We start from the raw sequence: 25,882 nt of genomic DNA, 5'->3' as shown, positions 1-25,882 counted from the left end.
GGACTAAAGGCGCACCCGGCTACACGAAAGAAGAAGGAAGTATGACCGCGGAAGTGTTCTACGACGGCGACGCCGACCTGTCGATCATCCAGGGCAAGAAGGTCGCCGTGATCGGCTACGGCAGCCAGGGCCACGCGCACTCGCTGTCGCTGCGCGACTCGGGCGTCGAGGTCGTGGTGGGTCTGCAGGAGGGCTCCAAGAGCCGTCCGAAGGCCGAGGAGCAGGGCCTGACCGTCAAGACCCCGGCCGAGGCCTCCGCGTGGGCCGACGTGATCATGGTGCTCGCGCCGGACACCGCGCAGCGCAAGATCTACGCCGAGTCGATCGAGCCGAACCTGACCGCGGGCAAGGCTCTCTTCTTCGGTCACGGCCTGAACATCCGCTTCGAGCTGATCAAGCCGCCGGCCGACGTCACCATCGCCATGGTCGCCCCGAAGGGCCCGGGCCACCTGGTCCGCCGCCAGTACGTGGACGGCAAGGGCGTCCCGGCGCTGATCGCGGTCGAGCAGGACCCGACCGGCGACGGCCAGGCGCTCGCTCTCTCCTACGCGAAGGCGATCGGCGGGACCCGTGCCGGCGTCATCAAGACCACCTTCAAGGAGGAGACCGAGACCGACCTCTTCGGCGAGCAGGCCGTCCTCTGCGGTGGCGCGTCCGCGCTCGTGCAGACCGGCTTCGAGGTGCTGACCGAGGCGGGCTACGCCCCCGAGATCGCCTACTTCGAGTGCCTGCACGAGCTCAAGCTGATCGTCGACCTGATGTACGAGGGCGGCATCGCGCGCCAGCGCTACAGCGTCTCGGACACCGCCGAGTTCGGTGACTACGTCTCCGGCCCGCGCGTGATCAACGCGTCGGTCAAGGAGGAGATGAAGAAGATCCTCGCCGACATCCAGTCCGGCGAGTTCACCCGTCGCCTGATCGCCGACGACGACGCCGGCGCGCCGGAGCTCAAGAAGTTCCGCGAGGAGGCCGCCAAGCACCCGATCGAGATCACCGGTGCGAAGCTGCGCGCGATGATGAGCTGGGTGGACCGGCCCATCACCGAGACCGCCTGATCTGGAAAAAGGCCTCTAATATCGAGGTCCATGAGTCCAGTAGTGCTCGTCACCGAGGAACTGGCAGCGGCCGCACTTGACGTGCTGGCCGAGGACTTCGAGGTCAGAGAGATCGACGGAACGAATCGGGCAGCGCTCCTCGGGGCGCTGCCCGATGCACATGCGGTGATCGTCCGCAGCGCGACGAGGATCGACGCGCCCGCCCTGGAGGTGGCACACCGGCTGAAGGTGGTCGCCCGCGCCGGTGTCGGCCTCGACAACGTCGACGTGCCGGCCGCCACCGCCCGCGGGGTGCTCGTCGTCAACGCGCCCACCAGCAACATCGTCTCGGCCGCCGAGCAGGCGGTGGCGCTGCTGCTCGCCGTGGCCCGGCACACCGCGGCGGCGAGCGCCGCGCTCAAGGCCGGCGCGTGGCGGCGCTCGGCGTACACCGGGGTCGAGGTTCAGGGCAAGACCGTCGGGGTGGTCGGCCTGGGGCGGATCGGCGTCCTGTTCGCGCAGCGCATGGCAGCCTTCGGGGTACGGCTGATCGCGTACGACCCCTACGTCCAGCCGGCTCGCGCGGCCCAGCTCGGCGTGCACCTCGCCGGACTGGACGAGCTCCTGCGGGAGAGCGACTTCATCTCGGTGCACCTTCCCCGTACCCCCGAGACCGTGGGGTTGATCGGGGAGAAGGAACTGAACCTGGTCAAACCCGGGGTGCGGATCGTCAACGCGGCCCGCGGCGGCCTGGTCGACGAACGGGCGCTGGCCGACGCGCTCGCCGACGGGCGGGTGGCCGGCGCCGGGCTGGACGTCTTCGAGACCGAGCCGCTCACCTCGTCGCCGCTGTTCGCCCTGGACAACGTGGTGGTCACCCCGCACCTGGGCGCGTCGACGGTGGAGGCCCAGGACAAGGCGGGCCTGGCGGTGGCGCGCAGCGTCCGGCTGGCGCTGCGCGGCGAGTTCGTGCCGGACGCGGTGAACGTACGGGCCGGCGGGCCGGTCGACGAGGACGTGCGCCCGCTGCTGCCGCTCGCCGAGAAACTGGGCCGGGTGCTCACCGCCGTCGCCGGACGCCTCCCCGAGCGGGTGACCGTCGAGGTGCGCGGCGCCGCGGCCGGCCACGACGTCTCGGTGCTGGAGCTGGCCGTGCTGAAGGGGTTGTTCGCGCCGGTGGTGAGCGAGCCGGTGACCTACGTGAACGCGCCCCGCCTCGCCGCCGACCGCGGGGTCACCGTGCAGACGTCGGCCGTCGAGGAGGCCGGCGACCTGCTCCGGGTGCGCGGCGCGCTGCCGGACGGCCGGGAGGTGAGCGTCGCCGGAGCCCTCGGGGCCGCCGCCAAGCTCGTCGAGGTGGACGGCTTCGACCTGGACCTGCCGCCGGACGGGGTGCTGGTGTTCTTCACCTACACGGACCGGCCGGGCGTGGTCGGCACGCTCGGGGCGGCCCTCGGCGAAGCGGAGATCAACATCGCCGCCATGCAGGTGGCCCGGCGGGAGGCCGGTGGCGAGGCGCTGATGGCGCTGACCGTCGACTCCGCCGTCTCACCCGAGCTGCTCACCGGCGTGGCCGCGGTGATCGGCGCCTCCCGCGCGGCCGTGGTGGACCTGCGCGCCGACTAGGGTCCGTTTCGGCCGCATTCCGAAACGGACCCTAGAACGCCCGGTAGACCGAGCCGTCCTGCAGATCGAGCAGGTCGAGGTGGAACTGCGCGGCGTACTTCTCGATCATCTCGAGCACCACGTCCGCGCAGTTCTCGTCGAGTCTCATGTGGATGTGGTCGGCTGCGGCGTGCAGCGGGGCGCTCGCCCACGGCGACCCGGCCTCCGCGGCACCCGGCCCGCGATCCGGGTAATGGCTGGTCACGGCGTCGTAGAAGGCGACCACGCGAGGGTCGGCGGCGCGCTGTGGATGATCACCGCTGAAGCAGCGCGCGTTCGCGGCCCGGACCGCGTCCTGATCCGCCGTCTGGCCCATGGCCCACACCACAAGGTCGAAACTCACCGGCGCATGGTGCCACCCACGGCCCCCGCCGTCGCGAACCGGTCGCCCGACACGCAGGAGAGCCACGCCGTGCCGGAACGAAGTGGTTGACGACACGCGGGGCCGGTGCCTTGCGCGTCATAAGTCCGTCTCGCTAGCGTTGTTCCCCAAGCCGCACGTCTCGTACGGGCCTGTCTTCGGGTGATGGTGTCTGTCTTCGGGGCGAGCGGTGCGTATCCCGGCGGGATTTCTCGTCGCTACAGCCCCCGTGACCGTTTGCCGCGGTCCGGGGGCTGTTCGCCGTTCATCGGCTGATCGCCCGTTCAACTGGTGGGACTGCCGTACCGGTGATCGGGACGGGCGAGTAGCCTGGCCAGGGTTCATCAGAATCGTTGGGGGAGTTGACGTGGGCGTGGCGCGGATCGCGGTTGTCGGCGGTGACGGCATCGGTACCGAGGTGACCGCTGAGGCCCGCAAGGTCATCGACGCCGTCCTCCCCGGAGTCGCCTACAACGAGTATGACCTGGGCGCCCGCCTCTACAACCGCACCGGTGAGGTGCTGCCGCAGTCCGTGCAGGACGAGCTGGCCGGCCACGACGCGATCCTGCTGGGCGCCATCGGCGACCCGAGCGTCCCGCCGGGCGTCCTGGAGCGCGGCCTGCTGCTCAAGCTGCGTTTCGACTTCGACCAGTATGTGAACCTGCGCCCGTCGAAGCTGTGGCCCGGCACCGCCAGCCCGCTGGCCGGTGTGAAGCCCGGCGAGATCGACCTGGTCGTGGTTCGCGAGGGCACCGAGGGCCTCTACGTCGGCGCCGGCGGCGTGCTGCACAAGAACACGCCCGCCGAGATCGCCACCGAGGAGAGCCTCAACACGCGGCACGGCGTCGAGCGGGTCATCCGTGACGCGTTCGCCCGCGCCCAGCGCCGCGATCGCCGCCACGTCACCCTGGTGCACAAGACCAACGTGCTGACCCACGCCGGCAACCTGTGGTCGCGGGCGTTCGCCGCCGCCGCCTCGGAGCACCCCGACGTCACCACCGAGTATCAGCACGTCGACGCGGCCAGCATGTTCCTCGTGACGAACCCGCAGCGGTATGACGTCGTGGTGACCGACAACCTCTTCGGTGACATCCTCACCGACATCGCCGCGGCCGTGACCGGCGGTATCGGCATGGCGGCCAGCGGCTCCGTCAACCCGGAGCGCATCTACCCGTCGACGTTCGAGCCCGTGCACGGCTCCGCGCCGGACATCGCCGGCAAGGGCATCGCCGACCCGGCGGCCGCCATCCTGTCCGCGGCCCTGCTGCTGGAGCACCTGGGCAAGCTCGACGAGGCCCGGCGAGTAACCGAGGCGGTCGCGGCCGAGGTCGCGTCCCGGGCTCCGGGCGCGCCGCTGCGTACCGCCGAAGTCGGCGACCGGGTCGCCGCAGCCGTCTGACCGGCCGGTCTCGTCACTCAGCCCTACGGGGCTGCTCACCCACGGTCATTATTTTTTAACGACCGTTCGGGGTAAATTCATGGGGCACTACGGGTGCCCACGCATGCTTCCAAACTTCTGCGCAGAAAGCAGGTCCACCTGTTATGAGCGGTGGTGACCACCTCGATTTCGAGATCCGTCCGAACCCGGCACCCGTCAGCGACGCGGACCGCGCCGCACTGCTGGCCAACCCCGGTTTCGGCCGCATCTTCACCGACCACATGGTCACGGTGCGCTACGCCGACGGCAAGGGCTGGTATGAGCCGCGCGTCGAGGCCCGTGGGCCGATCCCGATGGACCCGGCGAGTGCCGTCCTGCACTACGCGCAGGAGATCTTCGAGGGTCTGAAGGCGTACACGACACCCGACGGTGGTGTCGCGATGTTCCGCCCGGATGCGAACGCGAACCGGTTCAACCAGTCCGCGGCCCGGATGGCGATGCCGGCCCTGCCGGTCGACACGTTCCTCCAGTCCCTCCACGAGATCATCAAGATCGACCGCAACTGGATCCCCGAGGACCCGGAGGGCAGCCTCTACCTGCGCCCCTTCGCCTACGCGAGCGAGGTGTTCCTCGGCGTCCGCCCGGCCAACGAGTACCTCTACCTGGTCATCGCGTCCCCGGTCGGTCCCTACTTCTCCGGCGGCGTCAAACCGGTCAGCATCTGGGTGACGCCCGACTTCACCCGCGCGGCGCCCGGGGGCACCGGCGCGGCCAAGTGCGGCGGCAACTACGCCGCGGGTCTCTCCGCCCAGGCCGAGGCGTCCGAGCACGGCTGCGACCAGGTCGTCTACCTCGACGCGGTGGAACGCAAGTACATCGACGAGCTCGGCGGCATGAACGTCTTCCTCGTCCTCGACGACGGCAGCCTGATCACCCCGCCGCTCACCGGCACGATCCTGCCCGGCATCACCCGCGACTCGGTGATCAAGCTGGCCGAGCGTGCCGGCCGCAAGGTCGAGGAGCGCCCGATCAGCCTGGAGGAGTGGCGTGAGGGCGCGGCGTCCGGCCGGGTCCGCGAGGCCTTCGCCTGCGGCACCGCAGCCGTGATCACCCCGATCGGCACGATCAAGAGCGAGGGCGGCGACTTCACCGTCGCCGACGGCGGGTCCGGCGAGGTCACCATGGCCATCCGCAAGGAGCTGGTCGACATCCAGCGGGGCCGCGCCGAGGACCCCTTCGGCTGGGTCCACCGAGTCCTTTAAACCCTTTGGTGGTACGGGTGGGAGCGCCCACAAACGCACCCACCCGTCCCGGGCCCACCATGCTGGGTGCTGCGGCCCATTTCGGCTGTAGCACGCGCAGGGCATTTCGTCCCTCGGCGCTCAGGGGCCGGCTCTCATTTGCCGAAGGGGTCACCCAGGTCCTCAAGCCGCGCTGCGGTGGCCGACTTCCAGATCCAATAGTCGAGCTGGTGCTGATCTCTGCAGGTGGCGATCGTCGCGCGCTCGGGGTCCGACATCAGAACATTACGTGCGTCAAGAAATCCGAGGAGTGCGTAGGCCGTACCCTCGGCGTACTGAGCGCGTGCCCATTCGCTCCTGTACCAAGGGCTCGGATAGGGGTAGTCCATCGGAAATGGGGGCATGGGTCCTCCGGCGGCTCGCGGATATGGCTGGTGAGCTTCGCGACCTCAACTGCCCAGCGAGCCGTCCAGATCCTCAACCCGTGCTGCTGTCGCCGCCCGACGGATCCATCGGTCGAGTTGCTCGAGATCGACGCAGTCGGTGATCGTCTTGCGTGCCTTGTCGGCCACCGTGACACCGCGTGCGTCGAGAATCGTGAGGATGTCCTGAGCCTTGGCCTCGGCCCTGCCCTCTTGCTTGCCGTCAGCGAAGTTTCGCTTGGCGAACTCGCTCTGGAACGGGTAGTCCGTGGTGGTCATGTAATCCTCCAACAGCTTGCGCGCAGCAGCGGGAAGCACCGAGAGCACGAAGTCATGGTATAGAAACGCTCGCTCGGTTTCGATGACATCGAGTGCCGAGAGAAACGCCTCGAACCGCGGGATGGGATCCGATCGAGTTGCGTGGGCGAGGATGGACAGCACCGCCAATTCGGGCACTCGCCGGGCGGATTTCACGTCAGTGACGACGGGGGTCTGGGCGGGGCCCAACGCCAGCGGATGGATGGCTGACGGCGAAAGGCTGATGGTGATCGGCTCGGCTGCCCAGTCAGCCACCTTTTGATGGGTGCAGACGATCAACAGATCGACTGGGCAGCCCAATCGGGCGTGCAGTGTCGTGACGTAGACCGGCCAACTTCGCCGTTTCTTCTTGTCGACGCGTCTCTGCACCTCGACGACGACCGCGAAGACGATCTCGCCCATGCGGGTCAGGGTGACGACGGCGTCGGCTCTGTACTCGGTGGGAGCTACGTCGGTCAGGTCGGCTGAGGCCAAGTGGGCCTCGTCGTAGGCGGGGAGGCTGTCGTGTAACGGTCCGTCGAGGAGTTCCGCAGCCAGGGAAGGCCGGCTGCGGAACATGTCGATCAGGACCTCGTGTACCTGCGAGGGCATGGCCCTTAACCTACACCTAGTTGCTCCTCGAAGGGTAGTCGCTGGACGAGATAGTCGTACCCCTAGATGTCGGTAAGCATGTGGGACCGCAGGGAGCGCAGCTCGTCGTCGGTCACGCCGATCTCCTTGGCGTAGGCCTCGACCGAGCCGTGCAGGGCGCGCAGATCGTCGAGGAAGAGCAGCATCGCCTCGGCGGGGGAGTCGAACATGTGCTCGTTGCCCTTGACCGCTTCCGGGTTGGCCCGCAGCAGGTACTCGGTGAGCGGCCGCATCGCCGCCGTGGTCAGGGCGTAGTCGGCGGCGATGTCCTCGTCGGACACGCCGAGCAGGGACAGTGTCAGCGCGCACACCGTGCCGGTCCGGTCCTTGCCGGCCATGCAGTGCACCACGACCGGGGCGGCGTCGGCGTTCGCGATGACCCGCAGCGAGCCGGCGATGCCCTCGCGGCCGTCCTCGGCGAAGTTCAGGTAGCGGTCGGCCAGCCAACGCTCGTGCACGGTGTCCGTGGAGTGCTCGATCTCCTCCCAGTCGACGTGCCGGATCACCAGGTTGCGGTAGTCGACGCCGTGCTCCTCGGGGACCCGGCCGAATTTCTGCACCTCGAACTCGCGGCGCAGGTCGATGACGGTGCGGATGCCGAGGGCGGCGAACGCCTCGCCGTCGGCCTCGCGCATCCGGTGCAGGGAGTCGGCCCGGAACAGCCGCCGCCAGCGGACCCGCCGCCCGTCGAGGCCGGCGTAACCGCCGACGTCCCGGAAGTTGTAGGCCTTCGTGAACGGGAGACTTCGTGAATACGATTCGGCGACCACGGTCCCAACCTAACCGGCGCCGGCGACCGCTCGACGGGTCGAATTCGTCACTCCCGTCGTCTCAGCCAGTGGATTTCGGTCTCATGTCGTGGCAGCCCGTGGCATGCTTCGGATCGTGACCCGCTCCGTGCTGATTATTCGCACCTAGCGCGCCGGCTGACTCTCCGCCGACGCGCAGACCTCCCGCATCCGCGGGGGGTCTTTTTGTTGTGCTCGGCGGGTGACCGATCGAAAGGACTTTCCCCGATGGACTACCAGGTGTTCGACACGACGCTGCGGGACGGCGGGCAGCGTGAGGGAATCAGCTACACGGTCGCCGACAAGCTCGCGGTCGCGCGCCTGCTGGACGAGTTCGGCGTGGGTTTCATCGAGGGCGGCTGGCCGGGCGCCATGCCCAAGGACACCGAGTTCTTCGAACGGGCGAAGACCGAGCTGGACCTGAAACACGCGGTGCTCGTCGCGTTCGGCGCGACCCGCAAGGCGGGCGTCGACGTGGCCGAGGATCCGCAGGTCAAGGCGCTGCTCGACGCGGAGACCCCGGTGGTCTGCGTGGTCGCGAAATCGGACATCCGGCACGTGGAGCGGGCGCTGCGCACCACCGGCGAGGAGAACCTGGACATGGTCCGGGACACGGTCCGGCACCTGGTGGCGAACGGGCGGCGCGCGTTCGTCGACTGTGAGCACTTCTTCGACGGCTTCCGCCACGACCCGGAGTACACGGCGAGCGTCGTGAAGGCGGCGTTCGAGGCCGGTGCCGAGCGGGTCGTCATGTGCGACACCAACGGCGGCATGCTCCCGTCGATGGTCACGAAGGCGATCGAGCAGGTCGTGGCGATGACCGGGGTGAGCGCCGACCGGCTCGGCATCCACTGCCAGAACGACACCGCCTGCGCTGTGGCGAACACGGTCGCCGCCGTCGAGGCGGGCGTCCGGCACTTCCAGTGCACGGCCAACGGCTACGGCGAGCGTCCCGGCAACGCCGATCTGTTCGCCGTCGTCAGCAACCTGCAACTCAAGCTCGGGCTGAAGGTCCTACCGGACGGATGCCTGGAGAAGGCGACGCGGGTCTCCACCGCGCTCGCCGAGATCGCCAACATCGCCCCCGACACCCACCAGGCCTATGTCGGGGCCGCGGCGTTCGCCCACAAGGCGGGCCTGCACGCGAGTGCGATCAAGGTGGATCCGCTGCTCTACAACCACATCGACCCCTCAGTGGTGGGCAACGACATGCGGATCCTGGTGACGGAGATGGCCGGCCGGGCCAGCATCGAGCTCAAGAGCCGTGAGCTCGGACTGGACCTGGCCGGCCACCCGGACACCCTGACGAAGGTGACCCGGAAGGTCAAGGACCTGGAGGCGACCGGCTGGTCGTTCGAGGCCGCTGACGCCTCGTTCGAGCTGCTCGTCCGCAGCGAGCTGCCCGGCGCGGACCTGGCCCGGCCGTTCACCCTGGAGTCGTACCGGGTGCTGGTCGAGCACCGCGAGGACGGCACGGTGATCTCCGAGGCGACCGTGAAGGTACGGGTCCGCGGCGAGCGGGTGATCGCCACGGCCGAGGGCAACGGTCCGGTGAACGCCCTGGACGAGGCGCTGCGTACCGCGCTGACCGGCCACTACCCGCACCTCAGGTCGTTCGAGCTGACCGACTACAAGGTGCGGATCCTGGAGGGCAGCCACGGTACGAACGCCGTGACCCGGGTGCTGCTGGAGACCAGCGACCACAATCGCGAGTGGACCACCGTCGGCGTGCACGAGAACATCGTCGAGGCCAGCTGGACCGCCCTGGTCGACGCGCTCACGTACGGCCTGGCCCGCACGTCAGCTCCCGCTTCCTGACCGCTGTTCCCGGGCGGCGGCCTTGATCAGGTCGATCGCCGCCGCCTGGGGCATCGGGTCGAGGCGGCTCCCGTCGCGGAGCCGGAGGGCCACCTCGCCGGCGGCGGCCTCCCGGGCGCCGATCACCGCGAGGTACGGGACCTTGCGGTGATCCCGGATGCGCGCGCCGACCGAGCCGTCGTGCACCACCTCCACCCGCAGGTCGGCCGCCGAGTCCGCGAACGAGCGGGCGGCCGCGTCCTGGTCGGCGCCGATCGGCAGGACCGCCAGCTGGACCGGTGCGTACCAGACCGGGAACGCCCCCTCGTGCACCTCGATCAGGTGCCCGAACAGCCGCTCCATCGAGCCGGCCAGGCTGCGGTGCACCATCACCGGCCGGCTCCGTCCGCCGCTCGCGTCCACGTACTCCAGCTCGAACCGCTCCGGCTGGTGGTAGTCGATCTGCACGGTCGCGAGGGTCCACTCCCGGCCGGACGGGTCGGCGACCTGCACGTCGATCTTCGGCCCGTAGAACGCGGCCTCCCCCTCGACCGCCACGTACTCCACCCCGGCGTCGGCCAGCGCCCCGCGCAGCAGAGCCTCGGCCCGCGCCCACGAGTCGTCGTTCCCGCCGTACTTCTTCCCCGGGCCGCGCAGCGACAGCTGGAAGGAGACCGGGCCCATGCCGAGCGCCGCGTGCACCTGCCGCATCAGCGCCAGCACCCCGGCCACCTCGGCGCCGGCCTGCTCCTCGGCGCAGAAGAGGTGCGCGTCGTTGAGCAGCATCTGCCGGACCCGGGACAGGCCGCCGACCACGCCGGACCGCTCCGCCCGGTACATCGGTCCCAGTTCGGCGATCCGCAACGGCAGTTCCCGGTACGACCGCCCGCGCGACTTGAAGATCAGGGCGTGATGCGGGCACAGGCTAGGCCGCAGCACCAGCTCGTCGTCGCCGACACGCATCGGCGGGAACATGTCGTCGGCGAAGTTGCGCCAATGACCGGACAGCTCGTACATCCGGCGTTTGCCCAGGGCCGGTGAGTACACGTGCCGGTATCCGGCGCGCCGCTCCAGGTCGTACAGATAGGACTCCACCTCGTGGCGCGCGGCGGCGCCGTCGGGCAGCCAGAACGGCAGGCCCGCGCCGATCAGCGGGTCGGAGTCGAAGAGGTTCAGCTCGCGGCCGAGCCGGCGGTGATCGATGGACATCGTGGGTCTCCTTCACACGGGGACCCCGGACGACAAAGCCCCGGGCATGTCGCCCGGGGCCGGTCGTCGCTCGTCAGCGCAGCATCGACTCGTCGCCGGGATCTCCCGGCGTCGTCGTCATCGCGCTGCGTCTCATGCCGGCGATGTTACGAGGAGGTGGGACGGGCGGCCAACCAGTTTTCCGAGAGCAGCTGGAAGAGGTAGTGGTCCTGCCAGTCCCCGGCGATCTTCAGATACCTGGGCGCCATCCCGAAGCGGACGAAGCCGTTGCGTTCGAGGACGCGCTGTGACCGTACGTTATGAAGAAGTGTGCCCGCCTCGAGCCGATGCAGACCGTAAGTGAGGAACGCCGCCTCGGCCACCGCCGCGACAGCGGCGCTCGCGACACCCCGGCCGACCACCGACGCGTCCAGCCAGTAGCCCAGGTTGGCCGACTGGAAGGCGCCGTGCACCACGTTCGACAGGTTGACCCGGCCGACGATCCGGCCGCCCTGGACGATCGCGTGCGGCAGCGCATTGCCGGCTCGCAGCGAGTCGGAGATGATCTGCCACTGGCCCTCGGTGGTGTAGTAGCTCTCCTCGCGCAGCGGATCCCACGGCGCCAGATGCTCCCGGTTGGCTTGCAGCAGCGCCGCCATCTCCGCGGCGTCGGCGGGACTGATCAGCCGGATGCCTATGTCACTCATGAGGCGGGAAGGGTCAGCCAGGCGATCACCGCGCGGTGATCGGAGTCCTTCACACTGTGCACCCGGACATCTTTCACCCCGATCCGGTCATCGGCCAACACGTGGTCGATGGTGACCGGCGGGATCGGATCTCCGTCGAACGGGCCCCACGTGGGGATCCAGCCCTTCCCGACCGTGTCCGCGGCATCGTGGTAACCGGTGTCGATCAAGTCGCGCAGCTGTTTGTGATCGAGCGTGGCGTTGAAGTCGCCCATCAGAATCTTGGGCACACCACCCTCGGCCGGCACCTGAGCGGCCAGGTCGGCGGACCAGCCGGGGACCATGTCCCGGGTCGCCGGGGCGAGCGGGTGCACCGACTCGACGTAAACCGTCCCGGCACCCGGCACCTGCACCACCGCATGCGCCTGCTGGAACTCTCCATCGTTACGGTCGGCCGACTGATCGGCGAAGTCGTAGCGGGAATACAGACCGGAGCCGCTCGCACCCCACTCCGGCGCCAGCTGGTTGAACGGCAGCAACCTGTCCAACCCGGCCGCGGTGAGCGCCTGCTGCGCTTTCTCGGTGAACTCCTGCACAGCCAGGACGTCCACCTGGTTCTCCCGCACCAGCCGCACGATCTCCGCGGCGTCAGCGCCGCCGAACAGCATGTTCGAGGTCATCACCCGCAGCTCGACGCCGGTCGACGGGCCCTTGTCGCCGTCCGGGATCACCCGCGGCACCGTCGCCAGCGCGAAGCCCAGTGCGATCACGGCGGCCACCGCGGCGGCGGCCCACCGGCGGGTGGCCAGCGCGGCGAGAACGGAGACCAACGACCAGACCGCGACGTACGGCGTGAAGGCCAGCAACTGCACCCAGAAGCCGGCCGACCACCCGAGCGTCCGCGCCACCAGCCAGATCGCCACCGGGACCAGGGACACCCAGACCAGACCGGTCCACACCATGCGTCGGCGCCCGGCCGGGCGGGTGACGGGCGGCGCCTCGGTGATCGTCATGGCGGCGACGGTATCCGCAGGTCGCCACCCCCGACCGGAGAACGCGGCTCACGTCACATCATCGACGGTGGTCGCCGGGCGAGTGGGCCGCCCAGATCCTCCACCCGGTCGGCGGTCGCCGCCCGCCTGATCCAGCGATAGATCTGAGCGGGGTCGCGGCAACTCCGGATGGTGTCGCGGGCGTCGCCGGAGATCTCCACGCCACGAGCCTTGAGGACATGGAAGAGGGCCCCGGTCATGCCGGAGATGCGGCCCTCGGCGCGGCCCTCGGCCTCCGCCCGGGCGGCCATGCGCCGCAGCAGATCCCGCGGAAGGTTGTACCCGATACGCGTCATGCCGACAGCGTACGCCTAGCTGAACCATGACAGGTAGGCGTACGACAGGGTGTGCGGTCGTGTGATCGCACACCCTGTCCGTCGTCAGATCGCCGAGTCGACGACCTCGCCGAACTCGGCGAGCTCCTCCCGGATCACCGCGCCGTCACCCTCGACCACCAGGGTCAGGGCGTCCACGTGCAGATGCTCGGCGGACGCCTTCGACACCTGCTCGACGGTCGCCTCCAGGTACTCCCGGCGCAGCGTCTCGTAGTAGTCGTCCGGCAGGCCGTGCACCACCAGCGTGCTCAGCGCGCCGGCGATCGCGCCCGGCGTCTGCATCTCCACCGACAGCTGGCCGGCCCGCCACGAACGCGCCACCTCCAGCTCCTCCTCGGTGATGCCTTCCGCCTGGGTGCGGGCGATCTCGCCGAGCGTGTCCCGGATCGCCGGGGCGGTCACCGCGGTCTGCACCCCGGCGGCCACCTCGAACCGGCCCCAGCGGCGGGTCATCGCGTACGACCCACGGATCCCGTACGTGTACCCCTTCACCTCGCGGATCAGGTGGTTGAGCCGGGACGTGAACGCGCCGCCCAGCACCGTCGCCGCCAGCATCATCGGCACGTAGTCCGGGGTGGCCCGCTCCGGCGCCCGGTGGCCGAGCCGCAGCGTCGACTGCACCGAGTCCGGCCGGTCCACCAGGATCGTGCGCCGCCGGGCCGGCAGTGCCACCCCGAGCGGCCCCTCCTGCCCCAGCGGCTCGCCCGAGGTGTCCTCGAAGGCCGCCTCGGCCAGCGCCGCCAGGTCCAGCGCGTCCAGATCGCCGGCCACCAGCAGCACCCCCGGCCGCCGCAGCCAGGCCTCGTGGAAGGCGAGCACGTCCTCCACGGTCACCGCGGCCACCGACGCGGGGTCGCCGTGCAGCGGACGGCTGAACCGCCCGTCGGCGCCGAACAGGTCGGCCCGTAGCGTGGCGTCGGCGCGGGGGCCGGGCTGCGCCCAGTCCATCCGCAGCGCCGTGACCTCGTCGTCGCGCACCCGCAGCACGTCGGCGGGGTCCAGCTTCGGCGTACGGGCAGCCTCCGCGGCCAGGCGCACGGCGTCGGCCAGCAGCGGGCCCGGCGCCGACACGCCGACCCGGAACGTGTCCCAGTCGACCCCGGGGGAGAGCTCCGCGCCGAGGCTCTCCAGCGCCAGCGCGTACGCCGCCGAGTCCCGCTTGCGGGTGCCCTCCTCCAGCGACTTGGCCAGGACGGTGGCCGTGCCCTCCCGGCCGTCGGTCTCCCGGGCCGCGCCCGCGTCGAGCAGCAGCAGCGCGCTGGCCAGGATCTGGCCCGGCATGTGCGCGGCGATGACCGTGCCGCCGTGTGCGGTGACCCGGCGGATCGCCGGGAACGCGTACGGCCGGGCCGCTCCGGTGCCCGGGCGGGTGGTGACGAGGCTCATGACGGCTCCCCGGGAACGTAGGTGAGGGTGACGCGGGACTCGGGACGCAGCACGTGCTTCGCCGCCTCGGTGACGTCCTCGGCCGTCACCGCCAGCCACTTCGGCAGCCGGTCGGCGGCGGTCGCCGGGTCGCCGAACTGGGTCGCGTACCGCCCCAGCAGGTCGGCCCGCCCATACACCGTGGAGACGCCGCGCCACCAGGAGGTGGTCAGCAGCGCCTTCGCCCGGTTCAGCTCGTCGGCGGTCACCGGCTCGTCGATCAGGCTCTGCACCACCTCGGCCAGGCCGTCCTCCAGGGTCTGGAGGTCGACGCCGTCCTTCGCGGTGGCCGTGATGATCAGCGGGGCGGGCGCGTGCGCCAGATCCACCCCGTAGGCGCCGATGTAGTCGGGCTGGGCGATCCGCGCGCCGTCGGCGAGCCGCTGGTAGAGCCGGCTGCCCCGGCCGTTGCCGAGGATCGTCGACAGCACCGTGACCGCGTCGTACCCGGCCGTGCCGAACGGGTACGTCCGGTGCGACAGGTAGATCCGCGGGGCCGGCACCTTCGCGGTGACCTCCTCGCGTACCGCCTTGTCGGCCGGGCCGGGCAGGCTGCCGTCCGGCGCGGCCGGGATGTCCGGAACCGTGGCGATCGCGCCGAAGTACTTCTCGGCCAGCGCGAACACCTCGGCGGCCGTGGTGTCGCCGACGACCGTCAGGACCGCGTTGTTCGGCGCGTAGTACTGCTGGTGGAACGCCTTGAACGTGTCCAGCGCCGCGGAGTTCAGATCCTCCATCGACCCGATCGTGGAGTGGTGGTACGGGTGGCCCTCCGGGTACAGCAGCGGCAGCAGACGCAGCCACGCGTCACCGTAGGGCACGTTCTCGTACCGCTGGCGCCGCTCGTTCTTGACCACCTCGCGCTGGTTGTCCAGCGTCTCCTGGGTGAGCGCCGGGACCAGGCCGCCCATCCGGTCGGCCTCCAGCCAGAGCGCCAGCTCCAGATGCTCGGACGGCATCGTCTCGAAGTAGTTCGTCCGGTCCGGGTTGGTGGTCGCGTTCAGGGAGCCGCCGTTGCCCTGGACCAGCTTCATGTGCTCGGTCTTCTTCACGTGCTGCGAACCCTCGAACATCAGGTGCTCGAAGAGGTGCGCGAACCCGGTCTGGCCGGGCGGCTCGTGCCGGGAGCCGACGTCATACCAGAGGTTGACGCAGACGACGGGCGCCGTCCGGTCCTCGCTGACGACGACGCGCAGACCGTTCGCGAGCTGCGTGGTTTCGATGGGCCACGGATACCCGGTCGTGGCGACCGGTGCGGATGGTGACGTCACCCGACCAATCTTGCCCTGTCCGCCACTATTCCGGCTTTACTACGTGGCGCGCGATCATGGCCGGGTGCGATGCTGGGCGGCGTGCTTGAGGACGTACGGGTGAACGACCGCCTGACCATCCCGGCGGCCGAGCTCTCGTGGCGCTTCTCCCGCGCGAGCGGCCCCGGTGGCCAGGGCGTCAACACCACCGATTCGAGGGTCGAGCTGTCGTGGGACGTGCTCGGCTCCGACCTGCTGCCCCCGATGCTCAAGGAGCGCGCCGCCGAACGGCTCGGCGCCCGGCTGGTGCAGGGTGTGATCACTGTCATCGCCGCCGAGCACCGGTCGCAGCTGCGCAACCGGGAGGCCGCCGCCGACCGCCTGGCCGGTCTGATCGCCGGCGCCGTCGCCGCGCCGCCCCGGGCCCGCCGCGCCACCAAGCCGACCCGTGGCTCGGTCGAGCGCCGCATCGCCGACAAGAAGCGCCGCGCTCAGACCAAGCGCGACCGCCGCGGCGACATGGACTGACCGGCGACGAATCGGCGCTGGTCGGCCGGCGATCGGTCACCGCTGGTTGAAGGGCGCGACCGCCTCGCGATTCTGTGCCGCGGCGTCCGCGCCGAGCAGGGCCTCACAGACGCGGATGAGACGGCTGCGCAGACCGGCGGCCCGCCGCGCCAGCTCGCGCTGGCGCGCCACGTACTCCGCCTTGCCCTCCGGGGTTTCGATCTTGACCGGGGGAAAGCCGTAGGAGGTGAGGTCGTAGGGGCTGGCCTGCATGTCGAGCAGGCGGATCTCGCCGGCCAGGGCGAAGCAGTCGAGGGCGAGAGCGCCGGGCACGGCGGGACCGAGTTTCTGCGCCCACTTGTGCACATCCATCGCGGCGTGCAGGCAGCCGGGCTGGTCCAGGTCGACCTGGGTGGCCCGGGTGGGCTGCAGCCGGTTGAGCCCGACCGCCTCGGGGGTGAAGAAGCGGAACGCGTCGTAGTGGGTGCAGCGGATGGTGTGCTGCTCGACCACCTCGTCGGTGCCGGCCTGGCCCAGGCGCAGCGGCAGCTCGTGCCGGTGCTCGGCGTCGCGGTAGACCATCGCCCACTCGTGCAGGCCGAAGCAGCCGGAGAAGACCGGCCGGGACGCGGTCGCGGTGAGCAGGCCGTGGATGTAGCGCACGCTCTCGGCGCGGGCGTGCATGAACGCGTCCTGATCGAGGGTGACGACACCGTCGGGATAGGACATGTAGAACTTCCAGCCGGCGTGCTCGGCCAGACCGTCGGGCGCCGGTGACAGGCCGGTGCCGACGCCGGGATGCCAGCGGCGCATCAGCGACGGCCTGGTCCCGTAGTAGTCGTAGAGGAAATCCTCGATGGCGTGCTTCTCGCCCGTCGCACGACGGGCGCGGTGGCCCGCGGTCATCTGGTCGGCGCGCTCGGAGTGCGCCCGGGCGAGGGGAATCCAGGTGACCGAGGGCAGCGTGGTGGTGAGTGCCCTCACCTGCTTGATCCCCATCGCACCAATGTATCTAGCCGAAGCGATCAACACGATCACCGTTTGGCGCGAATGAGTTCCGCCACGGAATCTGGCATGAGAGACGTACGCCGATGTGTAGTAGATGTACTACATAGTTGATAGTGTGATGGACATGTTGGGAACCTTGGTCGACACGCCGGTGATGGAGGTCAGCGACCTCCGCATGCATTACGGCGACAGGGAGGTGCTGTCCGGCGTCGACTTCTCGGCGGCGCCGGGCGAGGTGGTCGTGCTGCTCGGGCCGAACGGCGCGGGTAAGACGACCACGATCGAGATCCTGGAGGGCTTCCGGATGCGGTCCGGCGGTCACGCCCGGGTGCTCGGCGTCGATCCGGCCGACGGTGACGAGGCCTGGCGGGCACGGCTCGGCGTGGTCCTGCAGTCGTGGCGTGACCACAGCAAGTGGCGGGTCCGCGAGCTGCTGGAGCATCTCGGGTCCTACTACGAGGCGTATTCCACTCCGGACAAGAAGCGGCCCTGGGCGGTCGGCGAGCTGCTCGAGGTGGTCGGCCTGTCCGGGGCGGCCGACACGGTGACCGGCAAGCTCTCCGGTGGCCAGCGCCGCCGGCTCGACGTGGCGATCGGCATCGTGGGGCGGCCCGACCTGCTCTTCCTCGACGAGCCGACGGTCGGGTTCGACCCGGAGGCGCGGCGTGACTTCCACGATCTGATCCATCGGATGACCGATGTGGACTCGACGACGGTGCTGCTGACCACCCACGACCTGGACGAGGCGGAGCGGCTGGCCGACCGGATCCTGATCCTGGCCGCCGGTCGGATCGTGGCGAGCGGCTCGGCCGACGAGCTGTCCCGGCAGGTGGCCGGCGCGTCGGAGGTCCGCTGGACGCGGGACGGGCGCCGGTTCGTGCACGCGGCGGCCGACGCCACCGGGTTCGTCCGCGAGCTGTTCCGGGAGCACGGCGAGGCGATCGCCGACCTGGAGGTGCGCCGGGCCAGCCTGGAGGAGACGTATATGAAGCTGGTCCGGGAGGCGGAGGGATCATGAGGCGACGGCTGCTGGTGGCGGGTCTGCGGCGCGGCGGGATCGAGCTGCGGCAGACCGTGACGAACGCCGCCGACATCATCGGTTATCTCTTCCCGGTCGCGATCCTGATCGTGGTGCTCTGGCTGATCGGTGACGCCGAGGTGCCCGGCTCGTCGACCTCGCTCAGCTCCTACAGCCTGGTCAGCTCGATGGCCATGCTGCTGGTGATCGGCGGGGTGGCGTCCACCGCGCAGTACCTCACGATGGACCGGGAGGACGGCACCCTGCTGCGGGCCAAGGCCACGCCTAACGGGATGGCCGGCTACCTGATCGGCAAGGTCGTCCTGGTGTCCGGGGTGATGGTGATCAGCTGTCTCGCGGCGCTGATTCCGGGGGCCCTCCTGGTCGAGGGGCTGCGGTTCGACGGTGGCACGATACTGATCCTGCTCTGGCTCGTACCATTGGCGCTCCTTGCTCTTCTGCCCGTCGGCGCCGTTCTCGGTGCGCTCTTCGAGACCATCCGCGGCGCCGCCATGCTGATGCTTCCGGTGACCGCCCTGACCGGCGTCTCCGGGATCTTCTATCCGCTGTCCGTGCTGCCCGGCTGGGTGCAGGGTGTCGCGCAGGTCTTCCCGATGTACTGGCTAGGGTTGGGCCTGCGTTCGGCGTTCCTGCCCGGTGAGCCGGGGCGGCCGTGGCAGACCGCCGGTGTCCTGGCGGCCTGGGCCGTGGTGGGACTCGTGCTGGCGCCGGGCATCCTTCGGCGGATGGCGCGCCGGGAGTCCGGCTCGCTGGTGGCGGCCCGCCGTGAGCGGGCGCTGACCCGAACCATGTGAGGGAGCCATGGCCAGCGAGGTCACCTACAACCGGATCGCTATGTTGCGTGCCGAGCGCGGCATCTCGCGGCGGCATCTCGCCGACGCTCTCGGGGTGCATTACCAGACCGTGGGCTACCTGGAGCGCGGCGAGTTCAGCCCCAGCCTGCACCTGGCTCTGCGCATCTGCGCCTACTTCGAGGTGCCGGTCGAGGTGGTGTTCGCGCTGGAGCCCTTCCCGCGGCTCGGGGCGGAGTCGCGACCGGCGTAGATTTTGAGACGCCAGCACCGCTAGAGATGGGATTATCCCGTGCGCTTCGCCCGTTTTGTCCACCCTGGTGGAGTCTCCTTCGGCGTCGTCGAGGGCGACAGCTCCTCGGGGCTGACAGTGGCCGAGATCGACAGCATCCCCTTCAACGAGGTGCGCTTCACCGGTCAGCGGTGGGCGCTGCCCGACGTGCGGCTGCTCGCCCCGATCTTCTCCAGCAAGGTGATCGGGATCGGCCGCAACTACGCCGACCACGCCGCCGAGATGGGCAACGAGGTGCCCAAGGAGCCGCTGATCTTCATCAAGCCCTCGACCTCGGTGATCGGGCCGAACGACGCGATCCGCATCCCGGCCGTCACCGAGCACGTCGAGGAGGAGGCCGAGCTCGCCGTCGTGATCGGCGCGAGCGGCGCCCGCCGCGTCGACCGGGCCGGCGCCGAGAAGGCGATCTTCGGTTACACCTGCGGCAACGACGTCACCGCCCGTGACCTGCAGCGCAAGGACCCGCAGTGGACCCGGGCCAAGGGCTTCGACTCGTTCTGCCCGATCGGCCCGTGGATCGTCACCGGGCTCGACGTCAGCGACATCGAGGTGCGCTGCGAGGTCGGCCGCGATCCGGAGAACCTGGAGGTGCGCCAGATCGGGCGGACCAAGGACATGGTGTTCGACATCCCGAGCCTCATCTCGTACGTGTCGCACGTCATGACGCTGCTGCCCGGCGACATCATCCTGACCGGCACGCCCGCCGGGGTCAGCCGGATCACCCCCGGCGACACCGTGTCGGTCAGCATCCAGGGCATCGGCGAGCTGCGTAACCCGGTCGTCTCACTCGACTGACCGCGCGATCCCGCTTCTCGCTATCCCGTCCAGGATCAGGGCCAGGCCGTAGTCGAACGCGGTCTGGCCCTCGTCGTCGAATCCGCCGGCGTTCCAGAGGGCCGTCATCGCCGGATAAGCCTCGACGTCGAACCAGTTCTCCCAGAAGTCCCCGTGCTCCTGCCACCACGACGCGGTGGACTGTCCGCTGGCCCGGCTCAGCCGCCGGTCCTCGCCGGCCTCGCGGGCGAAGGCGTAGACGTACGCCGTCACCGCCAGCGCCGCCCGGTTGACCGCCGCGGCCGGCACGCCCGCCAGCGCCATCGTGGCGATCAGGAACTCGCGCTCGGCCATCGTCCCCGGCCCGAGCGGCGGCCGGACCAGCGACACCTCGGTCAGCCAGGGGTGCGCCAGATACATCTCCCGGGTGCGCGCGGCGAAGAGCGCCACCCGCTCCCGCCAGCCTTTGCCGGAGGCGGTCAGCTCCCGGGCCAGCAGCACGTCGTCGACCATCAGCGCGATCAGGTCGGCGCGGGACGGCACATAGGTGTAGAGCGTCATCGTGGCCACGCCGAGATCGGCCGCGACCCGCGCCATCGAAGCCGCCTCCAGCCCGTCCGCGTCGGCGATCCGGATCGCGGCGGCCAGCACGGCGTCCACGCTGAGCCGCGGCGGGCGCCCGGCCGCCCTCTTCGCGGGCCGGCTGCGGCGCCAGAGCAGTGGGTAGTTCTCCATGATTCCGTATACCCTACGGGAAAGACTTTCCGTAGGGAGTACGAGAATGCGTATCCTGGTGACCGGCGCCACCGCCAACATCGGCCGCATGGTCGTCGACGAGCTGCTGGAACTCGGCGCGACCCGGATCCGTGCCTTCACCGTCGACCCGGTCAAGGCCGCGCTCCCACCCGCCGTCGAGGTGGTGACCGGCTTCTTCAACCGCCCCGACCGGGTCGCCGCGGCCCTCGACGGCGTCGACCGGATGTATCTGGCGCCACACATTCCCACCGTCACGGCTGTCTGCCGCGCCGCCGCCGACGCCGGCGTGCGCCACATCGTCGACCTCGCCGGCGTGAAGGGCCTGCACTGGCAGGCGATCGAAGACGCGGTCGAGGCGTGCGGAGTCCCGTTCACCCACCTGGAGCCCGGCGAGTTCATGGCCAACACCACCGGCTGGGCGCCGCAGATCAGAGCCGGCGACGAGGTGCGCGACGCGTGGGGCGACGCGGCCGGCGCGCCGATCGCCCAGGAGGACATCGCCGCGATCGCCGCCCGCGTGCTCCTCTCCGACGATCACTTCGGCCGCTCGTACGAGCTGACCGGTCCGGAAACGATCAGCCGCCGCCAACAGGTCGCCACGATCGCCGCGGAACTCGGCCGCCCGCTCACCTTCGTCGAATTGCCCGCCGACGAGGCGGCCGCCCACTACCGCTCGCTGATGGGCGAGTTCGGCGACTGGTACCTGACCGGCCTCGCCCAACTCGCCGAACACCCGCAGCCCGCCCTGCCGACCGTCGAAGCCCTGCTCAACAGGCCTGCGATGAGCTACGGCGAGTGGGTGCGCCGTCACGCGGATCTATTTAGGTAACCCGATTTGGCGGCCCGGTAGGCCTCAGGTAAAGTTCTCCACGGCGCGGCAAGCCGGGCCAAATGGGGTATGGGGTAATTGGCAGCCCGGCTGATTCTGGTTCAGCTAGTCTAGGTTCGAGTCCTGGTACCCCAGCGCAGCCCTCCTCTCGGGGAGGGCAGTGCTGGAAGCAGTCAGCACGTTCTGGTCCCGTCGTCTAGCGGCCTAGGACGCCGCCCTCTCAAGGCGGTAGCGAGGGTTCGAATCCCTTCGGGACTACATCGAGAACGGCCCGCATCGATTGGTGCGGGTCGTTTTGCTTTCGGTTCAACCATGCGGTGGTACGCGCCACGCCTCCCCGACCGCAATTCCTGCCGTGCCGTGGCTCCCGCGCGATGTGGGCGACACTTCCGGCCGTCCCGCGCCCGCCGGGCATATGCGATGGTCACCACCCTCCGCCTCTCGCCCATCTCGCCTCTCGCCGATCTCGCCTTTCGCCGATCTCGCCTCTGGCCGGCCTTGCCACCTCGCCGACTTCGCATCTGTGCCGGGCTGGCCACCTTGCCGGTCCGGCCACCTCGCTGGCCTCGCAGCCTGAGGGCTCGCCGGTCTCGCAGCGTTAGGGTCTCGCCGGTCTTGCGGCGTTGCAGCCTCGCGGCGTTGCGGCCCTCATCTCCTCGCCGCCGGCCCAATGTGGTCGCCTCGCCGGGTCGCGGGGGTTTGATCAGTGCCGGTAATGACGGCACCGACGGTTGTGGCTGGGCTGCCTTGTGGCGGCGGGTTGGCTGGTGACGGCGTTGGCCGGGACGGGCCGGTGGTTGTTGAGGCGCCTCTCGGCGGTCGGACTGCAGGTGCGGCGACCCCCGGGCGGTTGGCCGTCGTTGTGGTGGATTCCGGCGTTCGGATCGGTGGTGTTGGGAGGGTCCGCGGGGGACGTTCAGTGGTGCTGGTCACCCCGGCTGAGGTGGGTGGATACTCGATTTCGGCTGCGGGCGGAGTGCTGATAGAGTTCAGTCCGCCGCCGCAAACGGGCGGTGAACGGCAAGTTCTGGTCCCGTCGTCTAGCGGCCTAGGACGCCGCCCTCTCAAGGCGGTAGCGAGGGTTCGAATCCCTTCGGGACTACCAGAAAGATCGGCCCGCATCGGTAGCGATGCGGGCCGATCTGCGTTCCGGGGTTGTCTGCAGTTCGTTCGGCTGTTCGCGGGTGCTGTCCGACGATGCCTGCGACAGCACCCACGAACAGCCGCCTTCAATGACTGTTCTGCTGGGCGGAGATTTCCGGGAACGTCGACGATCAGGGCGGCGATACTTCGCCGATGGGCGAGTTCGATGGGCGAGTTCGATGGGCGAGTTCGATGGGCGAGTTCGATGGGCGAGTTCGATGGGCGGATCGGATGAGCGGATCGGATGGGTGGGGCCGGTGAACGAGTCACATGAGTGGGTCCGACGGGCGAGTCTGATGAACGCGACCTATGGACCGATCGGATGAGTGGGACCGATGAGTGAGATCACGGTTCGTAGAGTCGACTTCGGATGGTTCGTCCGGCCGTCTTCTGAGACAGGGATTGGTGCCCACCGGGTGGAGCCGGTCCTTGGCTATCTGATCGATCATCCGGGCGGGAGGCTGCTGGTCGATACCGGTATGGGCATCCATCCGGAGGTGGATCGGCACTATCGGCCCCACCGGGTTCCGCTGGGGGAGGCGCTCGCCGCGACCGGTACCCCGATCGGCGACATCCGATATGTGGTCAACTGTCATCTGCACTTCGACCACTGTGGAGGGAATCCGGAGCTGGCCGGGCGGCCGGTCTTCGTGCAACGGACCGAGCTGACGTTGGCCAGGACCGTCGAGTGGCACACCCTTCCGGAACTGGTCGACCACTCGGGCGCCCGCTATGAAGAGCTGGACGGCGCGGCCGAGGTTCTGCCCGGGGTTCGGATCGTGCCGACGCCGGGTCACACCGACGGCCATCAGTCCGTGGTGGTGACCACGGCCGACGGCATGGTGATCGTGGCGGGGCAGAGTCATGACCACGCCACCGCGTTCACCTCGGACGCCCTCGCCCACCGCGCCGGCATCGGCACGCCACCATCCTGGATCGAGACGCTGCTGGCCCTCGACCCCCGCCGCGTCGTCTTCGCTCACGACAACGCCGTCTGGACTCCCTGACGCTCACGCCGGCACCCCGGTTGAGCCCGGCCGCCGCTGTCAACGTTCGCCGGCCGGGCCGTTCTGCCGGCCGGGCTGTTCTGCCGGCCGGGCTGTTCTGCCGGCCGGGCTGTTCTGCCGGCCGGGCTGTTCTGCCGGCCGGGCTGTTCTGCCGGCCCCGGCTGTTCTGCCGGCCCCGGCTGTTCTGCCGGCCCCGGCTGTTCTGCCGGCCCCGGCTGTCCTGCCCTGCCGGTATTTGCTGAGGCGGGTGTCCGAAGGCGCGGCGCGGTCGGAGCCGGCAGGCTCCCAGGGCTGCTTCGAGCCGGCGGGACGGCACGGGAACCAGGCGGCTCGCCCGGGGTCAGCCAGGTTCGAGCCGGCGGGACGGCACGGGAACCAGGCGGCTCGCCCGGGGTCAGCCAGGTTCGAGCCGGCGGGACGGCACGGGAACCAGGCGGGGTTCAGACGGTGGTGGGCTCGCCCGGGGTCAGCCAGGTCAGGGTGCCTGGAGGGAAAGCGGCTTCGATCTCGGGGCGGCCCTCGTGAAAGTGTGACCAGCCCTCGTAGTGGACCGGCACGACGCGGCGCGGGCGGATCAGGGTGACCAGGCGGGCCGCGTCCCGGCCGGTCATCGTGTAGCGCAACGGACCGGTCAGGCCGAACTGCACGCTGCCCAGGTGCAGGACGGCGGTGTCCACGGTGAGACGGGAGGCGACCTGGCGTACCCCGGAGAAGAGGACCGTGTCGCCGGAGATCCAGATCACCGAGGTCGCGCCGGGTGGGCGTAGGGCGAAGCCGATCGCCTCGCCGACCAGGGCGCGGCTCAACGGCGGGCCGTGCCGGGCGGGGGTGGCGGTCACCTCGACGTCGCCGATCGTGGCGGTACGCCACGGCGCCAGGCCGACCGCGTTGCCGCCCAGCCGTCGCGCGCCGCTGACCGTGGTGAGGACCACCGGGGCGGACGGCAGCAGTGCCCGGCCGGTGTCGTCCAGGTTGTCGCTGTGATGGTCGTGCGTGAGCAGCACCGCGTCGACCGGGCCGAGGGACTCGGCGGGCACCGCGGGGCCGGCCGTCTTGACCGAGGACGTGCCGAAGCCGAACGAGTACCGCCGGCCCGGCTCGTCGAAGGTCGGATCGGTGAGCAGGCGTACGCCGCCGATCTCGATGAGCGTCGTGGGGCCGCCGATGTGTGTGATCTTCATCGGGCGTGCCGCAATGCCCACTCCAGGACCTCGTCCGCGATCTGCTCCCACCCCTTCTGGGCGGGCAGCAGGTGGGCGTACCCCTGATATTCGCGGATCTCGGTCACGGTGTTCGACTTGTAGTGCTTGTGGTTGGACCGCTGCACCTCGGGCGGCATGATGTGGTCCTCGGAGCCGGAGACGAAGAGCAGCGGCGCCCGCTCGTCGTTGTGGTAATCGACCCAGGTGTCCTGGTGGCCGGGCTGGAAGTTGGCGAGCACGCTGCCCCACAGGATGCCGCCGTTGGCCGGGATCGCGTACCGCTCGTAGAGCGCCCGGGACTCCTCGGGGGTGAACGTGTTGGTGAACGCGTACGTCCACTGCTCCAGCGTCAGCGGCACCGCCTTGTGCCGGTTGGCCGGGGTCCTCAGCACCGGGAAGGTGGACTTGACCTGGGACAGCGGGACCACCCGGACACCTTCGGTCGGGGCCGAGTTGAGGGCGACGCCGGCCGCGCCGTACCCGTGGTCGAGGAGGATCTGGGTGAACGCGCCGCCCGCCGAGTGACCGATGATGATCGGCGGCTCGGGCAGCGCCCGGATCTGCTCCTCCAGATGCTCGATGATCTGCGGCACCGTCACGTTCACGATCGGGGCAGGGTCGGCGTTGAGCGCCTCGACCTCCACCTCGAATCCGGGGTAGCCGGGTGCGATCACGTGGTGGCCCTTGGCCTCGTAGTGTGCCTTCCGGTTCTCCCAACTGCGCGGTGTCACCCAGAACCCATGCACAAGCACGATCGGTCTCATGAGCCGATCCTCGTGGGAGCGCGTCCACTGTCGAATCACGTGCGGCACGTAGTCGGCCGTGCACGCGCTGCCGAAACCGGGTCTAGACGAGTAAGTCCTAACTCACGCTAGGGATGACGGCGGCGGTGTACGGGCGACTACCGGGCGGTTGGCCCGTACATCTGTGTGGTTGGCCGGCGTAAAGGTGAAGGGTGTCGATG

Annotated in this window: 25 protein-coding genes and 3 tRNA genes; 15 read left to right on the top strand and 13 right to left on the bottom strand. The window is 69.9% G+C overall.

Annotated features, from left to right (window positions below; genetic code table 11):
- Positions 1-41: 41 nt before the first annotated feature.
- Together ilvC and serA are read left to right on the top strand one after the other, a co-directional pair.
- A complete protein-coding gene (gene ilvC / locus BM290_RS28405; RefSeq protein WP_093618976.1) occupies positions 42-1,055 on the top strand; it encodes a ketol-acid reductoisomerase in 1,014 nt (337 codons plus the stop codon).
- Between the two features lie 30 nt (positions 1,056-1,085).
- Positions 1,086-2,660, top strand: coding sequence for a phosphoglycerate dehydrogenase (gene serA / locus BM290_RS28400; RefSeq protein WP_093618975.1), 1,575 nt, complete (start codon positions 1,086-1,088; stop codon positions 2,658-2,660).
- A gap of 31 nt (positions 2,661-2,691) precedes the next feature.
- On the opposite strand, the gene BM290_RS28395 is transcribed toward serA, so the two are convergent.
- A complete protein-coding gene (locus BM290_RS28395) occupies positions 2,692-3,042 on the bottom strand; it encodes a hypothetical protein (RefSeq protein ID WP_093618974.1) in 351 nt (116 codons plus the stop codon).
- 391 nt (positions 3,043-3,433) lie between these two features.
- On the opposite strand from BM290_RS28395, the gene BM290_RS28390 reads away from it, so the two are divergent.
- Positions 3,434-4,459 carry a 3-isopropylmalate dehydrogenase gene (locus tag BM290_RS28390; protein WP_177319963.1) on the top strand — a complete coding sequence of 342 codons (1,026 nt, stop codon included), beginning with the start codon at positions 3,434-3,436 and terminating at the stop codon, positions 4,457-4,459.
- A 143-nt stretch (positions 4,460-4,602) separates the two neighbouring features.
- Positions 4,603-5,700, top strand: a complete 1,098-nt coding sequence (locus tag BM290_RS28385) for a branched-chain amino acid aminotransferase (RefSeq protein WP_093618972.1) — start codon at positions 4,603-4,605, stop codon at positions 5,698-5,700.
- Between the two features lie 428 nt (positions 5,701-6,128).
- Here BM290_RS28385 and BM290_RS28380 read toward each other — a convergent pair whose 3' ends face one another.
- Both BM290_RS28380 and BM290_RS28375 read right to left on the bottom strand, forming a co-directional pair.
- Positions 6,129-7,010, bottom strand: a complete 882-nt coding sequence (locus BM290_RS28380) for a hypothetical protein (protein ID WP_093618971.1) — start codon at positions 7,008-7,010, stop codon at positions 6,129-6,131.
- Positions 7,011-7,072: 62 nt separating this feature from the next.
- The gene (locus tag BM290_RS28375; RefSeq protein ID WP_093618970.1) at positions 7,073-7,819 is read right to left on the bottom strand and encodes a tyrosine-protein phosphatase; all 747 of its coding nucleotides are present in this window, start codon (positions 7,817-7,819) and stop codon (positions 7,073-7,075) included.
- 246 nt (positions 7,820-8,065) lie between these two features.
- Between BM290_RS28375 and cimA the strand changes: the two genes are divergently transcribed.
- Positions 8,066-9,655, top strand: coding sequence for a citramalate synthase (gene cimA / locus BM290_RS28370; RefSeq protein ID WP_093618969.1), 1,590 nt, complete (start codon positions 8,066-8,068; stop codon positions 9,653-9,655).
- Here cimA and thrS read toward each other — a convergent pair.
- From thrS to BM290_RS28340, 6 genes are all read right to left on the bottom strand, one after another.
- Positions 9,638-10,843: a threonine--tRNA ligase gene (thrS, locus tag BM290_RS28365; protein WP_093618968.1), complete on the bottom strand. Its 1,206-nt coding sequence runs from the start codon at positions 10,841-10,843 to the stop codon at positions 9,638-9,640. The genes cimA and thrS overlap by 18 nt on opposite strands.
- Before the next feature lie 146 nt (positions 10,844-10,989).
- The gene (locus BM290_RS28360; protein WP_093618967.1) at positions 10,990-11,529 is read right to left on the bottom strand and encodes a GNAT family N-acetyltransferase; all 540 of its coding nucleotides are present in this window, start codon (positions 11,527-11,529) and stop codon (positions 10,990-10,992) included.
- On the bottom strand, positions 11,526-12,521 hold the full coding sequence (locus BM290_RS28355) for an endonuclease/exonuclease/phosphatase family protein (RefSeq protein WP_093618966.1): 996 nt from the start codon (positions 12,519-12,521) through the stop codon (positions 11,526-11,528). The genes BM290_RS28360 and BM290_RS28355 overlap by 4 nt, the downstream gene beginning before the upstream one ends.
- Before the next feature lie 53 nt (positions 12,522-12,574).
- Complete coding sequence (locus BM290_RS28350; protein WP_093618965.1) at positions 12,575-12,856, bottom strand: hypothetical protein; 282 nt, start codon at positions 12,854-12,856, stop codon at positions 12,575-12,577.
- An 84-nt stretch (positions 12,857-12,940) separates the two neighbouring features.
- Positions 12,941-14,281 (bottom strand): M16 family metallopeptidase, encoded by a 1,341-nt coding sequence (locus BM290_RS28345; protein WP_093618964.1) that lies wholly within the window; start codon positions 14,279-14,281, stop codon positions 12,941-12,943.
- Positions 14,278-15,591, bottom strand: a complete 1,314-nt coding sequence (locus tag BM290_RS28340; RefSeq protein ID WP_093618963.1) for a M16 family metallopeptidase — start codon at positions 15,589-15,591, stop codon at positions 14,278-14,280. Before BM290_RS28340 ends, BM290_RS28345 begins: the two co-directional genes overlap by 4 nt.
- A gap of 69 nt (positions 15,592-15,660) precedes the next feature.
- Between BM290_RS28340 and arfB the strand changes: the two genes are divergently transcribed.
- The gene (gene arfB / locus BM290_RS28335; protein ID WP_093618962.1) at positions 15,661-16,098 is read left to right on the top strand and encodes an alternative ribosome rescue aminoacyl-tRNA hydrolase ArfB; all 438 of its coding nucleotides are present in this window, start codon (positions 15,661-15,663) and stop codon (positions 16,096-16,098) included.
- Between the two features lie 36 nt (positions 16,099-16,134).
- Here arfB and BM290_RS28330 read toward each other — a convergent pair whose 3' ends face one another.
- On the bottom strand, positions 16,135-17,076 hold the full coding sequence (locus BM290_RS28330; protein ID WP_093618961.1) for a 3-methyladenine DNA glycosylase: 942 nt from the start codon (positions 17,074-17,076) through the stop codon (positions 16,135-16,137).
- Positions 17,077-17,209: 133 nt separating this feature from the next.
- On the opposite strand from BM290_RS28330, the gene BM290_RS28325 reads away from it, so the two are divergent.
- The 4 genes from BM290_RS28325 to BM290_RS28310 are packed head-to-tail and all read left to right on the top strand — an operon-like array spanning position 17,210 to position 20,002.
- Positions 17,210-18,103 carry an ABC transporter ATP-binding protein gene (locus BM290_RS28325; protein WP_093619333.1) on the top strand — a complete coding sequence of 298 codons (894 nt, stop codon included), beginning with the start codon at positions 17,210-17,212 and terminating at the stop codon, positions 18,101-18,103.
- Entirely contained in the window at positions 18,100-18,918 is an 819-nt protein-coding gene (locus BM290_RS28320) for an ABC transporter permease (RefSeq protein ID WP_093618960.1), read from the top strand. The genes BM290_RS28325 and BM290_RS28320 overlap by 4 nt, the downstream gene beginning before the upstream one ends.
- A gap of 7 nt (positions 18,919-18,925) precedes the next feature.
- Positions 18,926-19,168 (top strand): helix-turn-helix transcriptional regulator, encoded by a 243-nt coding sequence (locus BM290_RS28315; RefSeq protein WP_093618959.1) that lies wholly within the window; start codon positions 18,926-18,928, stop codon positions 19,166-19,168.
- Positions 19,169-19,207: 39 nt separating this feature from the next.
- Positions 19,208-20,002, top strand: a complete 795-nt coding sequence (locus BM290_RS28310; protein WP_093618958.1) for a fumarylacetoacetate hydrolase family protein — start codon at positions 19,208-19,210, stop codon at positions 20,000-20,002.
- Here the strand turns inward: BM290_RS28310 and BM290_RS28305 are convergent.
- Positions 19,991-20,716, bottom strand: coding sequence for a TetR/AcrR family transcriptional regulator C-terminal domain-containing protein (locus tag BM290_RS28305; RefSeq protein WP_093618957.1), 726 nt, complete (start codon positions 20,714-20,716; stop codon positions 19,991-19,993). The two genes, BM290_RS28310 and BM290_RS28305, sit on opposite strands and share 12 nt — an antisense overlap.
- A gap of 46 nt (positions 20,717-20,762) precedes the next feature.
- Here BM290_RS28305 and BM290_RS28300 point away from each other — a divergent pair, with 46 nt between their 5' ends.
- From BM290_RS28300 to BM290_RS28280, 5 genes are all read left to right on the top strand, one after another.
- Positions 20,763-21,566, top strand: a complete 804-nt coding sequence (locus tag BM290_RS28300) for an NAD(P)H-binding protein (RefSeq protein ID WP_093618956.1) — start codon at positions 20,763-20,765, stop codon at positions 21,564-21,566.
- A 63-nt stretch (positions 21,567-21,629) separates the two neighbouring features.
- A tRNA-Gln gene (locus BM290_RS28295) sits at positions 21,630-21,701 on the top strand.
- 50 nt (positions 21,702-21,751) lie between these two features.
- A tRNA-Glu gene (locus BM290_RS28290) sits at positions 21,752-21,824 on the top strand.
- A 771-nt stretch (positions 21,825-22,595) separates the two neighbouring features.
- Positions 22,596-22,671 (top strand) — tRNA-Glu (locus tag BM290_RS28285).
- A gap of 373 nt (positions 22,672-23,044) precedes the next feature.
- On the top strand, positions 23,045-23,716 hold the full coding sequence (locus BM290_RS28280) for an N-acyl homoserine lactonase family protein (protein ID WP_093618955.1): 672 nt from the start codon (positions 23,045-23,047) through the stop codon (positions 23,714-23,716).
- Between the two features lie 440 nt (positions 23,717-24,156).
- On the opposite strand, the gene BM290_RS28275 is transcribed toward BM290_RS28280, so the two are convergent.
- Both BM290_RS28275 and BM290_RS28270 read right to left on the bottom strand, forming a co-directional pair.
- Positions 24,157-24,897, bottom strand: coding sequence for an MBL fold metallo-hydrolase (locus BM290_RS28275; protein WP_093618954.1), 741 nt, complete (start codon positions 24,895-24,897; stop codon positions 24,157-24,159).
- Positions 24,894-25,682 carry an alpha/beta hydrolase gene (locus tag BM290_RS28270; RefSeq protein ID WP_093618953.1) on the bottom strand — a complete coding sequence of 263 codons (789 nt, stop codon included), beginning with the start codon at positions 25,680-25,682 and terminating at the stop codon, positions 24,894-24,896. The genes BM290_RS28275 and BM290_RS28270 overlap by 4 nt, the downstream gene beginning before the upstream one ends.
- Positions 25,683-25,882 lie beyond the last annotated feature (200 nt).

The sequence above is a fragment of the Actinoplanes philippinensis genome (genome assembly GCF_900113015.1).
GTDB lineage: Bacteria > Actinomycetota > Actinomycetes > Mycobacteriales > Micromonosporaceae > Actinoplanes > Actinoplanes philippinensis.
The sequence above is the reverse complement of the archived record's forward strand: the minus strand, read 5'-3'. Positions and strand labels throughout refer to the sequence as shown.

Coding starts and splice junctions, on each gene's coding strand:
- ilvC (WP_093618976.1), top strand. CDS start 42: ATGACCGCGGAAGTGTTCTACGACGGCGACGCCGACCTGTCGATCATC.
- serA (WP_093618975.1), top strand. CDS start 1,086: ATGAGTCCAGTAGTGCTCGTCACCGAGGAACTGGCAGCGGCCGCACTT.
- BM290_RS28385 (WP_093618972.1), top strand. CDS start 4,603: ATGAGCGGTGGTGACCACCTCGATTTCGAGATCCGTCCGAACCCGGCA.
- BM290_RS28380 (WP_093618971.1), bottom strand. CDS start 7,010: ATGCCCTCGCAGGTACACGAGGTCCTGATCGACATGTTCCGCAGCCGG.
- cimA (WP_093618969.1), top strand. CDS start 8,066: ATGGACTACCAGGTGTTCGACACGACGCTGCGGGACGGCGGGCAGCGT.
- thrS (WP_093618968.1), bottom strand. CDS start 10,843: ATGTCCATCGATCACCGCCGGCTCGGCCGCGAGCTGAACCTCTTCGAC.
- BM290_RS28360 (WP_093618967.1), bottom strand. CDS start 11,529: ATGAGTGACATAGGCATCCGGCTGATCAGTCCCGCCGACGCCGCGGAG.
- BM290_RS28355 (WP_093618966.1), bottom strand. CDS start 12,521: ATGACGATCACCGAGGCGCCGCCCGTCACCCGCCCGGCCGGGCGCCGA.
- BM290_RS28350 (WP_093618965.1), bottom strand. CDS start 12,856: ATGACGCGTATCGGGTACAACCTTCCGCGGGATCTGCTGCGGCGCATG.
- BM290_RS28345 (WP_093618964.1), bottom strand. CDS start 14,281: ATGAGCCTCGTCACCACCCGCCCGGGCACCGGAGCGGCCCGGCCGTAC.
- arfB (WP_093618962.1), top strand. CDS start 15,661: ATGCTGGGCGGCGTGCTTGAGGACGTACGGGTGAACGACCGCCTGACC.
- BM290_RS28330 (WP_093618961.1), bottom strand. CDS start 17,076: ATGGGGATCAAGCAGGTGAGGGCACTCACCACCACGCTGCCCTCGGTC.
- BM290_RS28325 (WP_093619333.1), top strand. CDS start 17,210: ATGTTGGGAACCTTGGTCGACACGCCGGTGATGGAGGTCAGCGACCTC.
- BM290_RS28320 (WP_093618960.1), top strand. CDS start 18,100: ATGAGGCGACGGCTGCTGGTGGCGGGTCTGCGGCGCGGCGGGATCGAG.
- BM290_RS28315 (WP_093618959.1), top strand. CDS start 18,926: ATGGCCAGCGAGGTCACCTACAACCGGATCGCTATGTTGCGTGCCGAG.
- BM290_RS28305 (WP_093618957.1), bottom strand. CDS start 20,716: ATGGAGAACTACCCACTGCTCTGGCGCCGCAGCCGGCCCGCGAAGAGG.
- BM290_RS28300 (WP_093618956.1), top strand. CDS start 20,763: ATGCGTATCCTGGTGACCGGCGCCACCGCCAACATCGGCCGCATGGTC.
- BM290_RS28280 (WP_093618955.1), top strand. CDS start 23,045: ATGAGTGAGATCACGGTTCGTAGAGTCGACTTCGGATGGTTCGTCCGG.
- BM290_RS28275 (WP_093618954.1), bottom strand. CDS start 24,897: ATGAAGATCACACACATCGGCGGCCCCACGACGCTCATCGAGATCGGC.
- BM290_RS28270 (WP_093618953.1), bottom strand. CDS start 25,682: ATGAGACCGATCGTGCTTGTGCATGGGTTCTGGGTGACACCGCGCAGT.